This window comes from Pseudomonas sp. Marseille-QA0892 (assembly GCF_054950135.1).
Map to the genome: position 1 here is coordinate 4,030,308 of NZ_CM143104.1, position 13,337 is coordinate 4,043,644.

At 62.2% G+C, this 13,337-nt stretch carries 13 protein-coding genes; 6 read left to right on the plus strand and 7 right to left on the minus strand.

What is annotated here, in order from left to right:
• Positions 1-15: 15 nt before the first annotated feature.
• Complete coding sequence (locus ACY8D3_RS18670; RefSeq protein WP_462380315.1) at positions 16-438, minus strand: HPF/RaiA family ribosome-associated protein; 423 nt, start codon at positions 436-438, stop codon at positions 16-18.
• A gap of 153 nt (positions 439-591) precedes the next feature.
• On the opposite strand from ACY8D3_RS18670, the gene ACY8D3_RS18675 reads away from it, so the two are divergent.
• A complete protein-coding gene (locus ACY8D3_RS18675; protein WP_462380316.1) occupies positions 592-1,188 on the plus strand; it encodes a LemA family protein in 597 nt (198 codons plus the stop codon).
• A gap of 9 nt (positions 1,189-1,197) precedes the next feature.
• The gene (locus ACY8D3_RS18680; protein ID WP_462380317.1) at positions 1,198-3,075 is read left to right on the plus strand and encodes a M48 family metallopeptidase; all 1,878 of its coding nucleotides are present in this window, start codon (positions 1,198-1,200) and stop codon (positions 3,073-3,075) included.
• A gap of 297 nt (positions 3,076-3,372) precedes the next feature.
• On the opposite strand, the gene ACY8D3_RS18685 is transcribed toward ACY8D3_RS18680, so the two are convergent.
• On the minus strand, positions 3,373-4,908 hold the full coding sequence (locus tag ACY8D3_RS18685) for a phosphoenolpyruvate carboxykinase (RefSeq protein ID WP_462380318.1): 1,536 nt from the start codon (positions 4,906-4,908) through the stop codon (positions 3,373-3,375).
• A 223-nt stretch (positions 4,909-5,131) separates the two neighbouring features.
• On the minus strand, positions 5,132-6,019 hold the full coding sequence (hslO, locus tag ACY8D3_RS18690) for an Hsp33 family molecular chaperone HslO (protein WP_462380319.1): 888 nt from the start codon (positions 6,017-6,019) through the stop codon (positions 5,132-5,134).
• A gap of 221 nt (positions 6,020-6,240) precedes the next feature.
• On the opposite strand from hslO, the gene ACY8D3_RS18695 reads away from it, so the two are divergent.
• Positions 6,241-7,047: a phosphatase PAP2 family protein gene (locus ACY8D3_RS18695; RefSeq protein WP_462380320.1), complete on the plus strand. Its 807-nt coding sequence runs from the start codon at positions 6,241-6,243 to the stop codon at positions 7,045-7,047.
• A 129-nt stretch (positions 7,048-7,176) separates the two neighbouring features.
• Here the strand turns inward: ACY8D3_RS18695 and hslR are convergent, their stop codons facing one another.
• Entirely contained in the window at positions 7,177-7,593 is a 417-nt protein-coding gene (hslR, locus tag ACY8D3_RS18700) for a ribosome-associated heat shock protein Hsp15 (RefSeq protein ID WP_462380321.1), read from the minus strand.
• Positions 7,594-7,789: 196 nt separating this feature from the next.
• On the opposite strand from hslR, the gene rimB reads away from it, so the two are divergent.
• Genes rimB through ACY8D3_RS18715 form a run of 3 tightly spaced genes read left to right on the plus strand, consistent with a single transcriptional unit; the run spans position 7,790 to position 10,061 of the window.
• Positions 7,790-8,257: a retropepsin-like aspartic endopeptidase RimB gene (rimB, locus tag ACY8D3_RS18705; protein ID WP_462380322.1), complete on the plus strand. Its 468-nt coding sequence runs from the start codon at positions 7,790-7,792 to the stop codon at positions 8,255-8,257.
• Positions 8,254-9,159: a 30S ribosomal protein S6--L-glutamate ligase gene (gene rimK, locus ACY8D3_RS18710; protein ID WP_462380323.1), complete on the plus strand. Its 906-nt coding sequence runs from the start codon at positions 8,254-8,256 to the stop codon at positions 9,157-9,159. The genes rimB and rimK overlap by 4 nt, the downstream gene beginning before the upstream one ends.
• The gene (locus ACY8D3_RS18715) at positions 9,159-10,061 is read left to right on the plus strand and encodes a S66 peptidase family protein (protein WP_462380324.1); all 903 of its coding nucleotides are present in this window, start codon (positions 9,159-9,161) and stop codon (positions 10,059-10,061) included. The genes rimK and ACY8D3_RS18715 overlap by 1 nt, the downstream gene beginning before the upstream one ends.
• 14 nt (positions 10,062-10,075) lie before the next feature.
• Here the strand turns inward: ACY8D3_RS18715 and ACY8D3_RS18720 are convergent, their stop codons facing one another.
• From ACY8D3_RS18720 to ompR, 3 genes are all read right to left on the minus strand, one after another.
• Complete coding sequence (locus tag ACY8D3_RS18720; protein ID WP_462380325.1) at positions 10,076-10,822, minus strand: SapC family protein; 747 nt, start codon at positions 10,820-10,822, stop codon at positions 10,076-10,078.
• A gap of 175 nt (positions 10,823-10,997) precedes the next feature.
• Positions 10,998-12,314: an ATP-binding protein gene (locus tag ACY8D3_RS18725; protein WP_462380326.1), complete on the minus strand. Its 1,317-nt coding sequence runs from the start codon at positions 12,312-12,314 to the stop codon at positions 10,998-11,000.
• 79 nt (positions 12,315-12,393) lie between these two features.
• Complete coding sequence (gene ompR / locus ACY8D3_RS18730) at positions 12,394-13,128, minus strand: osmolarity response regulator transcription factor OmpR (RefSeq protein WP_462380327.1); 735 nt, start codon at positions 13,126-13,128, stop codon at positions 12,394-12,396.
• Positions 13,129-13,337: the final 209 nt, after the last annotated feature.

A 13,337-nucleotide genomic window follows, 5' to 3' on the forward strand; every position in this document is an offset into this window, starting at 1 on the left:
GCTCCGGTGACAAGGTCACTCCTTGCCCAGGGCTTCCTGCTTCTCGAGGAATTCCTTCTGCAGCAGGGCATCTGCTTCTGCGCGGCTCTCCTCGGCAAGTGGATCGTTGAGTTCGCCCGACGACATCGGTTTGGCATTGAGCCGTCCCATCATGTGCTCGAGGGCGTGATGCATCTTGTCCGCCGCGCCAGCCACGGCCAGGTCGACCGATTCAGCCTTGTGCGTCACCGAAACGGGCTGATGATTGCGCGGGCGCGCTTCGATCTGGCATCGCTTGTCATCCGCACCCGCCTTCTGGGCGTTCTCGTCGCCGATATGCACCTCCACCCGGGACAGCAGGTCGCTGTAGCGCTCAAGACGATCCGCCACGACACCACCGACCCAGGCCTGGAGGCTCTCTCCGCCTTCCATCTGAGGGCTGTTAACAAGAACCTGCATAGTGACTACCTCATTGGGGACATGTGTACATTCGAGAATCACAGCCCGCCCAAGGTTCAGCCCGGCATGTCGCAATGCGTGCCAGATCCCTCACGGGCACTGCGCGTTTTCGTTAACATCGGTGCCGCTTCGTCCAGATAGGGAAATTGTCCGATGAGCCTTACCTCCATTCTCGTGCTGGTTGCGATCGCCGCGGCCGCGCTCTATGTCATCAGCCTCTACAACCGCCTGGTGACCTTGCGGGCACGCTATCGCAACGCGTTCGCCCAGATCGAGGTGCAACTCAAGCGCCGCTATGACCTCATCCCCAATCTGGTGGAAACGGCCCGTGCCTACCTGACGCACGAGCGCGAAACCCTCGAAGCGGTAACCGCTGCGCGGGCCGGCGCGCTGGCCGGACTCGGCGCAGCCGCCGCACGCCCAGGCGATGCCGCCGCTCTGGGGCAACTGGCCACGGCCGAAGGCGCCCTGCGCCAGAGCCTGGGCCGGCTGAACGTGACGATGGAGGCCTATCCCGACCTCAAGGCATCCGAGAACATGGGGCAGCTATCGGAAGAGCTGTCGAGCACCGAAAACCGAGTGGCCTTCGCACGCCAGGCGTACAACGATGCAGTGATGGAGTACAACACCTATCGGCAGAGCTTCCCTCCCGTGGTTTTCGCGAGCATCTTTGGACATGGTGAAGATGCGGCGCTGCTGACCTTCGAAGAAGGCCAGGCGCTGCAGCAGGCGCCTCGCGTCAGCTTCTAAAGGCCCGACATGGATTTCTTCGAAGAGCAGGACCGGGCGCGTCGCAATACCGCCCGGCTGATCCTGCTGTTGGTCGCGGCCGTCGTCTCGCTGGTGCTGGTTTCGTCCGCGGCGGTGCTCTGGGCGTTTCCGTCGGCGCGGTACGACCCGCTGTTCGTCGTGTCCCGGGTGGGCGGCCTCGTAATAGCCGTCGTACTCATCGGCTGGGCCTACAAGGCTTTCCAGCTCCGACACGGCGGGCACGCGGTGGCGAACAGGCTGGGTGGGCGGCCCATCGTTTCACCGGAGACACTCGCCGAGAAGCGCGTGATTGCTGTTGTCGAGGAGATGGCCATCGCTGCCGGGATGCCGGTGCCTTCGGTGTACGTTTTGGACGATGATGCGATCAATGCTTTCGCCGCAGGCCGCTCGTCCGGCGATGCGGTTATCGGCGTGACGCGCGGCGCCATCGAATACCTGTCCCGGGACGAACTGCAGGGCGTCATCGCTCATGAGTTCAGTCATATCTTCCACGGCGACATGCGCCTGAACATGCACCTCATCTCGGTGCTCCACGGGATTCTGCTGCTGGGCCTCATCGGCCGTGTCCTCGCCGACGGAGGGCGCCATGCTAGCTTGCCCACTTCCCGGCGCAGCGACAGCAAAGACAACCCGGCGGCCTTCATCCTCCTGCTGGGTATTGGCCTGATCGTCGTCGGCTATGCCGGCACGTTGTGCGGCCACCTCATCAAGGCCGCCGTAAGCCGCCAGCGCGAGTATCTCGCTGACGCCTCAGCTGTTCGCTATACCCGGAACGCAGACGGCATCCTGGGGGCGCTGAAACGTATCGGAGGCTTCGCGGGCTCTGTGCTTCGCTCACGCCATACGGCCGAATACAGCCATCTCTATTTCAGTAATGGCGTGCCCATGCGCTTCGGTGGCTGGCTCGATACCCATCCCGCCCTCGAGGAGCGAATACGCCGGCTGGAACCTGGCTGGGATGGCTCCCTGGATGACTACCGCCGGGGCCACGGAATGCTGCCGCCTTCGAGCCTCGCGCCTGGTTTCACGGGGCTGGCGGCCGCTGTCGAGAATGTCGGTCAACCGGATGGCCTCCAGCTCGAAGCGGCCCGCGAAACCCTGAGCGGGCTACCCGAAACCCTGACCAGCGCAGCTCACCATTTGGAGGGTGCCCAGGCGCTGCTATACGGCGTGTTGCTGGGTGCGAACGCCGAGCACCGCCAGCACCGTAGGGCTCGGCTTGCGACGCATGTCGACGGTTCACTGCTCACATGGCTCGATCGGCTGGAACCGGCACTGAGCGGGCTCGACACGTTGCAGCGGTTGCCGCTGCTCGAGATGACGTTTCCCGCGCTGCGTCAGATGGAGCCATACGCACGGCAAAAGCTCGCCGCTACGCTGCGCACGGTCGTCATCGACGACGGTGACGTTGGGCTGCTCGACTGGACCCTGTTGCGCATCCTCGAACGCAATCTGGGGAGGCGCCAGCGCCTTCCCCGCCACCTACTGTCACTGACCGCACTGGAACCCGAGGTCGCTGTTGTGCTCGCTGCGCTTGCGCGCAAGGGAAATCACAGGAACACGTCGGCCGAGGGCGCGTTCCAGGATGGCTGGACGGTGCTTCCTTATCCGACAAGAAGCCTCAAGGGGTCTGATGCCCTTGATATCCGTGAGTTGGATCGTGCTGCGCAGCGCCTGGAGCGGCTCAAGCCCTTGGATAAACCCAGACTCCTTAAAGCGATGGCGCGGTGCATCGAGCATGACGGCCAGGTGAACGCATCAGAAGCCGAGCTATTCCGCGCGATCGCCGACATGCTGGACTGCCCCATGCCTCCTCTTCAGGTACCGCTCGCCCACGTCCCAACAAAGCGGACTACTACGGCTTGAGACAGCGCCGCGTATCCACCGGAGTACGCGGTGTTGCATAGGCAGCGTCATCGTCGCTGCAGATAATGTCGACCAGCCCAGGGCTAGGTCCTGACGGGTTGATGAGACAAAGCGCTACAAGCCCTGCCTGGCCCTCGGCGCCGTCTCAAAGCGCCCAGCACGCCAGCCTGCACCCTTTAATCCGTATGTTTGCTTGAGCGCGCCCATCCATTGGGTGGCATATCAGGACGTATAGAGAATGACGAGGACTAGAAACGAAAAAGCCGCCCGAAGGCGGCTCTTTCACGACGTTGCGGCTTACAGCTGCGGACCGGCGGCCTTGATAGACTCGGATACGTCGAACTTCTGGAAGTTGTCGATAAACAGCTTGGCGAGGCCTTTGGCGGCTTCATCGTAGGCGTTTTTGTCTGCCCAGGTGTTACGTGGGTTGAGCAGCTCGGTATCGACACCCGGGACTGCTTTTGGCACGTCCAGATTTATGATTGGCAGGTGTTCGGTTTCTGCACCGACCAGCGCACCGCTCTGGATGGCAGCGATGACGCCACGAGTGGTCGGGATGCTGAAGCGCTTGCCAACGCCGTAACCACCGCCGGTCCAGCCGGTGTTCACGAGGTACACCTTGGAACCGAAGGCCTGAATACGCTTGATCAGCAGCTCGGCATAGACACCCGCCGGGCGGGCGAAGAACGGCGCGCCGAAGCAGGTGGAGAAAGTGGACTTGATACCAGCGCCCGAGCCCATTTCCGTGGAGCCAACCAGCGCGGTATAGCCCGACAGGAAGTGGTAGGCAGCCTGCTCGTTATTCAGGATCGACACAGGAGGCAGAACACCGGTCAGGTCGCACGTCAGGAAGATGACAGCGTTAGGCTCACCACCGAGGTTCTTGTCCGAACGCTTCTCGACGAACTCCAGCGGGTAAGCCGCACGGCTGTTCTGGGTCAGGCTGTCATCGGCATAGTTCGGGACGCGGTTTTCATCCAGTACGACGTTCTCAAGAACGGCGCCGAAGCGGATGGCATTCCAGATGACCGGCTCATTCTTCTCGGACAGGTCGATGCACTTCGCGTAGCAACCCCCTTCCATGTTGAAAACGACGCCCGTGCCCCAACCGTGCTCGTCGTCACCGATCAGGTAACGGCTCGGGTCAGCGGAGAGGGTGGTCTTGCCAGTGCCCGACAGGCCGAAGAACAGCGTGACGTCGCCGTCTTCGCCAATGTTCGCGGCACAGTGCATCGGCAGGACGTCGGCGTCGGGGAGCAGGAAGTTCTGGACCGAGAACATGGCCTTCTTCATTTCACCGGCGTAGCGCATGCCGGCGATGAGGACCTTCTTGGCCGCGAAGTTGATGATGACGCAACCGTCGGAGTTGGTGCCGTCACGCTCGGGAACGCATTCGAAGTTGGCGACGTTCAGAACCTGCCACTCTTCGTTACCGCGCGGGTTGTAGGTCTCGGGGTTGATGAACAGGCAACGGCCGAACAGGTTCTGCCAGGCAGTCGCGGTAGTCATCTTGACCGCGAGGTAGTGATCTTCGGAGGAACCTACATGCACATGGGAGACGAAGTGCTCCTGAGCATCATTGAACGCCTTTACGCGGTCCCAGAGCGCATCGAACTTCTCGGCGGAGAAAGGGCGGTTGATGCTGCCCCAGGCGATCTGCGACTGGGTGCCGGACTCTTCGACAATGAAGCGGTCGGCAGGCGAACGGCCGGTACGGTGGCCTGTTTCCACGACCAGCGAGCCATTGGCGGCAAGTTTACCCTCGCCGCGACGGATCGCCTCTTCGGCGAGCTGGGCGGCGCTGATGTCGGTATACACGGTGGCTTGCGTCATGTGAGTTCCCCATCGGCTAACGGCCGATTTTTTAAGCGAGCTGTAGCCAAGACAGCGCCGGGCTACAAGCACAAAAGTGCGCTGGATTATGCCAGAAATGGACGTGATGGGTAGGAGCCTATGAATCGACAAAAGGTTCCGATGCCCGCAGCGCTTTTTGAAGCGCGTCACACCACAGTGCCATCTGCCCAAGCAGACAATCATCTGGGCGCGACGCGAGCGGTCAATGACGTGTCTGGGATGGGGCCTGGCTGCCGCCGCCGGCGAACAATTGGGCGACATCCGCCGCATCGAATTCATAGCGCTGGTTACAGAACTGGCAGTCAATCGTGACGGTGCCGCCGCTCTCTTCCACCAGCGCTTCAGCGTCGGCCTTGCCCAGGCTGACGAGCGCATTTGCCGATCGCTCGCGCGAGCAGCTGCATTCGAAGCGCAGCGCGAGCGGATCGAAGAGCCGCACCGCTTCTTCGTGATAGAGACGATGGAGGATCGTCTCGTTATCCAGACCGAGCAGCTCTTCCGTTGTCAGCGTGTCGGCAAGCGTGGTCAGGTGCTCCCAATTGTTGGCGCGCTCCTGTGGATCCTTCTGACGGTCCGCTGGCAACGCCTGTAATAGAAGACCGCGCGCCTGACGACCGTCAGCCCGCAACCAGAACCGCGTCGGCAGCTGTTCGGAATTCGCGAAATAGCCGGTCAGGCACTCAGAGAGGTCATTCCCTTCCAGCGGCACGATGCCCTGATAACGCTGGCCATCGCGCGGATCGACCGTGAGGGTCAGTACACCTTCGGGCATCAACTGACGCATGCCCGCATCGGGCTCGATCTGCTCGGCGTGGTAGCGCGCGATCCCGCGAACCTCCCGGTCGCTCGAGCACTCCACCATGATCAATGGCACAGCGCCTGAAGAACGCGCCTGCAGCACGAGCAAGCCGTCGAACTTCAACGTCCCGACAAGCAACGACGCTGCTGCAAGCAGCTCGCCGAGCAACTGCGCAACCGGCTCCGGGTAGGGATGCTTGGCGAGTACATGCCGATAGCTTTCGCCGAGGGTGGCCAATTCGCCACGGACATCGGTCTCGTCGAACAGAAAACGTTGGGTGATATCGGACATGCCGGTCTCGCTGGCTATTTGAAATAGCGGCCAATTTTAGGCGCAAAGCGGGCCCCGACCAAGCACCGGGTATCTTCTGCAGCAATGGTTTTCGTATCCCGAAAAAGGCCTTGTGTCGGGCATATCTGAACGGCGCCTGAACAGGCGAAACAGCTGACCTGAACGTGGATCGTTAGCTCCCTATCATGGCCGGCTCAGTTTTGTTCAGGCAGGACCGCTCAATGTTACAAACACCCGATTCGCGCTGGCGCCCCGCGTCGTGGCTGGCGCTTCATGCCCTGGCCGTCCTGGTCATGGCCAGCTGGCTCTGGTCGCCGACTCGCTCTCTGTGGGACGCCGCCGACGTGGGCGCATTCCACCTGCTGAACGGATCACTGGGCCACAATGACGCCTGGGACGTCACGTGGGCACTTGCCAGCACCCGCGTCTGGGACGTGGTCGTTGGCGGATTGATGCTGCTGCTGTTCATTCGCGAGGACTGGGTCTTTCCCCGCAGCGGCGTTCGCCGTGCCCTCTTCATTTTCCTCGGCGTGCTGCTGGTCCTTGTCGTGGTCCGTGTAGTCTTCACGAAAGTCGGCGAAGCCGTAGGTTGGCAGCATGCGAGCCCGTCAGACCAGCTTCCCGGCGCACACTTCCTGAGCCAACAATTTCCGATGTTCGAGCGCCTGCTCGAGATCAAGGATCGTTCCAGCAAGAGCTTTCCGGGCGACCATGCATCGGTGCTGCTGACCTGGGGCCTGTTCATGGCGATGTTCTGTCAGGGCGGCAAGCGCATGCTGTTCATCATGCTCGCCCTGTTGTTCTGCTTGCCCAGGCTTGTCGCAGGCGCGCACTGGTTCAGTGATGACTTCGCCAGCGGTCTGACCATCGCGCTGCTCTCTGTGGCCTGGGGCTACTTCACGCCAATCGGCGCATACGTCGCCAATGGCCTTGAATGGTGTGCAAAGCCCTTCGTCGCCTTGGCTGGCTATATTCCCGGCATCCGCGCCATGGCTGTCTTCGAACAAGAGCAAGCCACCGGCCGCTAAGCCAAAGCGCCGATAGCGACAAGACAAGAGTGCCGGTCGCTTTGACGACACGCGGGGCTCATCCGAAGACGCCCCGCTTTGCTGCGACCCATTCAACTGTTGCCACGTTACCGTTTCATGACAGACACGCTACGCCTCGTCGTCCTGCCATTCGCCGGTGCCGCCCCGCAGGTAGTAAAGCTGCCGCCGCTGCTTCTTGGTCGGCCTGCCTTCGGTCTGCACGCCGATAGCGCCCGCCTTGCGCATGGCCGCGGCCTGCTCGCGCTTGCGAATGCTCTCTTCAGTCTCTTCGTAGAGTGTCTGCGCCTCGGGCGCGCCACGCCTGACGGACGATAGGGCCTTGACCACGACCCTGCGTTCATCGAACCCGGTCCGCAGCGTCAACTCTTCGCCGATTCTGGGCTCCTTGCTGGGCTTGCAACGGTCCCCACCACAGTGCACCTTACCGCCTTCGATTGCCTCTTTGGCCAAGGCACGCGTCTTGTAGAAGCGCGCCGCCCATAGCCATTTATCGAGGCGAACCTTGCCATCGCTCTTTTCGCTCATGCAGCATCCCGTGACGTGATATATGCGCATCGCAGCACGAAACGCGCGCCGCCGCAAACGGCGAACGCCGACCGGAGCGGACGCATCCTGATCCGCCGTGATGGTCAGAGGCATGAGCGTGAATGTAGAACCGTCACGCAGCCTGCACAGGATCGTGTTTTGGCCCGTATGACAAATAGCCCGACGGAACCTTATCGTGAAGACTTTCGACCATCTGTCCGTGATCGGGCTGCGCGAATGGATCAACCTGCCTGACCTGGGCATGGTGGGCCTACGGGCCAAGATCGACACCGGGGCCAGCACGTCAGCGTTGCACGCCAGCGATATCGTGGAATTCGAACGGGACGGTCGAGCCTGGGTGAGATTCACCGCCTACATCGGTACGCAAGTGCAGCGGCGTCACCGGTGCGAGGCGGAGCTGGTTGCGGTCAAAACAATCAAGAGTTCCAACGGCCACGCCCAGAAACGTCATGTGATCCGAACATTGTTGACGCTCGGTGATCGAAGCTGGCCCGTAGAGTTTACGCTCGCGAGCCGAAAGACTATGCAGTACCGCGTTCTGCTAGGCTCGAAAGCGCTGATTGCGGGCCAGTTGGTGGTCAATCCGGCCCTCAAATACGTACAAGACAAACCTCTGCTCTCCACTCCGTCCGGTGCCCAATGAAGATCGCCATTTTGTCGCGTAACCCGCGCCTGTATTCCACGCGCCGCCTCATCGAGGCCGGCGAACAGCGCGGCCATGAAGTGCGCGTCATCGATACGCTGCGCGCCTACATGAACATCGCGAGCCACAAGCCGCAGATCCACTATCGAGGCAAGCCGCTGGAGGGCTTCGATGCGGTGATCCCGCGCATCGGTGCATCCGTGACCTTCTATGGCTGCGCTGTATTGCGGCAGTTTGAAATGATGGGCGTTTTCCCCCTGAACGAATCGGTCGCGATCAGCCGTTCACGAGACAAGCTGCGTTCGCTGCAATTGCTATCGCGCAAAGGCATAGGCCTGCCGGTCACCGGCTTCGCCCATTCGCCAGACGACGTGCCTGACCTCATCGAGATGGTCGGCGGCGCACCGCTGGTAATCAAGCTGCTCGAAGGCACTCAGGGCATCGGCGTGGTGATGTGCGAAACGGAGAAAGCGGCCGAATCGGTGCTGGAAGCCTTCATGGGTCTCAAGCACAACATCATGGTGCAGGAGTACATCCGCGAGGCGGGCGGTGCGGACATCCGCTGCTTCGTCGTGGGCGACAAGGTCATCGCCTCCATGAAGCGTCAGGCGCCTCCCGGTGAGTTTCGCTCGAACCTGCATCGTGGCGGCACGGCGAGCCTCATCAAGATCACCCCTGAAGAGCGCTCTACGGCCATCCGTGCAGCCAAGGTAATGGGTCTGAACGTGGCCGGTGTCGACATCCTGCGCTCCAACCACGGCCCGCTGGTCATGGAGGTCAACTCCTCGCCCGGCCTGGAAGGGATCGAGACGACCACCGGCAAGGACGTGGCCAGCATGATGATCGAATACCTGGAAAAGAACGCCGAACACGGCCTGACCCGCACGCGAGGGAAGGGCTGATGTACGAGCGCTTCAGCCTGCCCGGCAAGGTCGCCCTCATCACGCCAGCGTCGGCAATCGATGAAACCGTGCTGGACAACACCCTACGGCGCCTCGACGAGCTGAACATCGGCTATTGGCTCGGCGAACACGTGCGGGCGCGGCATCGCTACCTGGCCGGAACCACAGAACAGCGCCTGTCGGACCTGCATGCGGCCTTCGAGGCGCCGGACGTGACCGCCGTGTGGACGCTTCGTGGCGGCTACGGTTGCGCCCAGCTTCTGCCCGGCATCGATTGGCCCAGGCTCCAGCAGGCCTCGGCGCGCCCACTGATGGGGTTTTCCGATGTCTCGGTACTGCTGAGTGCCTTCCATCGGCATGGCCTGCCGGCGATTCACGGCCCCCAGGCTGGCGCCCTGGGCCAGCCCGTGCCGGAAGACGAAACCGAACGTGTCGAACGGGAAGGTTCACTGGCGTCGTTGCAGGCTCTGCTATCGACGGGCACGGGCCATTTCGACCTTGAGCATATCGCCGGCCCCGACCATGCGGCGGAAGGCGAGCTGATCGGCGGCAATCTCACCGCCCTGGCGAGCGCCTGCGGTTCGGATGACGGGCTATACGTCCCGGAGCAAGCCATCCTGCTGCTGGAAGACGTCGGCGAAGCGTACTACCGGCTAGAACGCAGCCTTTACCAGGTGCTGCGAGAACTCGATCCGACACGTATTGCGGCCGTCTGCCTCGGGCACTTTACCGATTGCCCGCGCCGCAATGTCGCGCACAGTCTGGAAACCATCGTGGCCGAGCACCTCGCCCCGCTCGGCATTCCGCTTTACCGCGGTCTGCCTGTCGGGCACGGCAGTGAAAACCATGCGTGGCCCTACGGAAAGCGCGCGCTCCTGAAGGCCGGCCGGCTCAGCTGGTAACGTCTGATCGCAGCTCAGTGTCGCGTTGTATTGCTCGGGCGGCGCTTGGTGGCGAGGTAGTGCTCGAACAGCTGGTTGGCATTGCCGAGCGACATCAGGTGAGCGTAGACCCAACCCAGGAAGCCATGGCGATTCAGTTCGAGTACCTGGTCATCTGCCAGCGCCAGGAATCGCTCCTCGTTGACCGCCTGGAAGTCGCTCAGCACGAACTGATTACCGCTGCGATGGGTGAGCTTGAGTGAACGAGGCTCCAGCAGATCGAGTCGCTTGAGCGTCTCGACGAATAGCCGGGTGCGCTCCATTTCCTTCGTGAAGTTCTGCAGGAAGCCAATCATCTCGTCCAGGAAGGCGCTGTTGCTGCCGTCCGCCTCGAACAATGCTTTGCCTTCGGATTCGTTCCAGCCCTCATACGCTGCATCCAGGCACACGGTGAAATTCTGCGCACCGTCCTGTGCCAGCACGAATGGATAGCGTCGGACAAAGGCGGGAATATAGGTGTTGGGCTGCCATTGTTGCGCATCGTCCAGATAGCCATTGTGGCCCTTCTCAAGGCCGAGCAACGCAATCGGCGTGGGGTCCGCCCGGTCACCGATGAACACGATGGGGTAGTGCCGAGCCGCATGGAAGAATTCGAGCCCTGCCAACGGCACCAGATGCATGCCCGACGCGAACGCGCTGTTTTCCACCGGCTTGAGCCGAAGCGATTTATGTTCGTCGCGATTCAGCGCCTTGATGTCGCGGTAGAAGAGCAGCGTCGTCATGAGGGCAGTGTCTCCTGCTGAAAAGGCAATGCTGCTATGAGTGATAGGGCCTCGATTTGTTGCATCGTCCTATCAGCCGTCGCAGTGCCGCAGCGCAGCGGCAGATGCGCTAAGCGTAGCCCATTGCACCCTCGTTACGCTGCACCACGCCCCTGATATCGCCTGAATTTCGGTGTTACGCCGCACCCCGCGGGAGCATGAGCCCAACCGGCAATAGCACCCGGGCCTCCAGCCCCCCGCCTGAGCGGTTGCGCAGCTCGACACTGCCACCATGAAGCGACGCGATACGTTTGACGATGGCCAGCCCCAGGCCGGTGCCCTTGCTGCTGCGCGCACGGTCGCCGCGGGTGAAGGGGTTGAAGATGCTTTCCAGCTCGGCCGGCTCGATCCCGGCGCCGCGGTCGAGAACGCTCAGCACGATATACGGCGCGCTGGAGTCGCCAGACACGAACGCCGCGACTTCCACGCCGTTGGCACCACCATGGTTGAGCGCGTTTTCGATGAGGTTGACCAGTAAGCGCTTCATCGAAACCCGGCGCAGGGGAAACAACGGCAGCGGCTCCAGGAAGAGCCGGACTTGCGTTTCATTGCTGTTGTAAGGCGCCGCCACCTCACGGATGAGCGCATCCAGGTCCCCGGTTTCCACGGGTTCGTCTCGGCCGTCCCGAACGAAGGCCAGGAACTGATCGAGGATCTGGTCCATGTCCTCGATGTCGCGAACCATGTCTTCAGTGAGCTCGTTGTCGGTGCTCATGAGCTCAAGTGACAGACGCAGACGGGTCAGCGGTGTGCGCAGGTCATGGGAAACACCGGCCAGCATGAGTTCCCGTTCCTGCGCGGCCTGCTCGATGTCTTCGAACATCTGGTTGAACGCCCGGTACAGATCGGCCATCTCGCTCGGCGTATCGCTGACCGGCAAGCGCACCCGCCGGCCCTGGCCGAATTCGCGCGCCGCGTTCACCAGACGTTTGTGTGGGGCGTTGAGCTGGCGAACGAAGATCCACGCCGCCGCCGTCGACAGGAAGCCAATGCCGAAGAACCAGCCCAACACGCTCCAGATCCGCTGGCCACGCAGCGGATGGGGGTACATGGGCACCTTGATCCAGTCGGGGCCAAGATTCGGCGCGTAGACCCAAAGGCTTGGAGGGCTCTGGATGCGATAACGCACTTGGGTCTCAGGTCCGAGCTCCGCCTGCATCTGCTGCTCGAAGATCGGACTGTATGGCCAATGATACTCGCCCGGAGGAACGGCCTCGCGCGATTCGACCTTGAGGCCCGCCGCCTTGGCGATCTGGGGCCTGTCCTCAGGGCTGGCTGCCCAGTAGGCACGCAGGGTCAGCCCCGCCCCATGGCTGTACTGGCGGTCGACGATCATGTCCTCGTTGGCCATGAGGTAGACCAGCGTCAGTGCCTTCGAGAACAGCACGACGACCAGAACCAGCCAGAGCGTCCGGGCGAAAAAGCTTTGAGGGAACCAGAGGGGGGTTTTCATGCGGTGCGTAGCGGGCCCGACGATGACTCAGCCCGCGCTGCGGCGCGCGACAAGCCGCGCGCCGAGCCAGGGGTGGATTTCACTTGTTGCCGTCCGGCACGAACACATAGCCAACGCCCCAGACGGTCTGGATGTAGCGCGGCTTGGACGGGTCGGGCTCGATCAGGCGGCGCAGGCGGGATATCTGAACGTCGATCGAGCGCTCCAGGGCGTCCCATTCCCGGCCGCGGGCCAGGTTCATGAGCTTGTCACGGGTCAACGGTTCACGGGCATGTTGCACCAGCGCCTTGAGCACGGCGAACTCGCCGGTGGTCAGCATATGGACTTCATCGCCCTTGCGAAGCTCACGGGTCGCCAGCGACAGGGCATAGTCGCCGAACGTCACCGTGGCGTCTTCGCTCGCCGGCGCACCGGGCACGACGGGTGCCTGCCGGCGCAGGACGGCCTTCACCCGCGCCAGCAGCTCACGTGGATTGAAGGGCTTGGCCAGGTAATCATCGGCGCCGCCTTCCAGACCCTGGATGCGGCTGCCCTCGTCGCCCTTGGCGGTGAGCATGATGATCGGTACCTGATTGTTCGATTCACGCAGGCGCTTGCAGGCAGACAGGCCGTCTTCGCCCGGCATCATCAGGTCGAGCACGATGATATGGAACAGCTCGCGGGCCAGCAGACGATCCATCTGCTCGGTATTTTCGACGGCACGGACGCGATAACCCTGCTCGTCCAGAAAGCGTTCGAGCAGCCGACGCAGACGCGCGTCGTCATCGACTACCAGGATTTTCTCGCCCTCGGCTACCGGGGTGCTGTTGCTCATAGGAACTCCCATTCAGAGATGCCGGCATTATGACGTAGCCAAAATGGCGGCGTTCCCGGCCATTGTTAACAGATTTTACGCTCGTGCCATCTATTTACTAACGAAGCCGTGCTGCCCGATGGCGCCTGACCTGTGCGAAACGCGCCGGTATACTCCCGCGCCTTTAGCGTCGTTCGTGGCTGCCGAACCCTGCCTGCTTGGTATCCGCA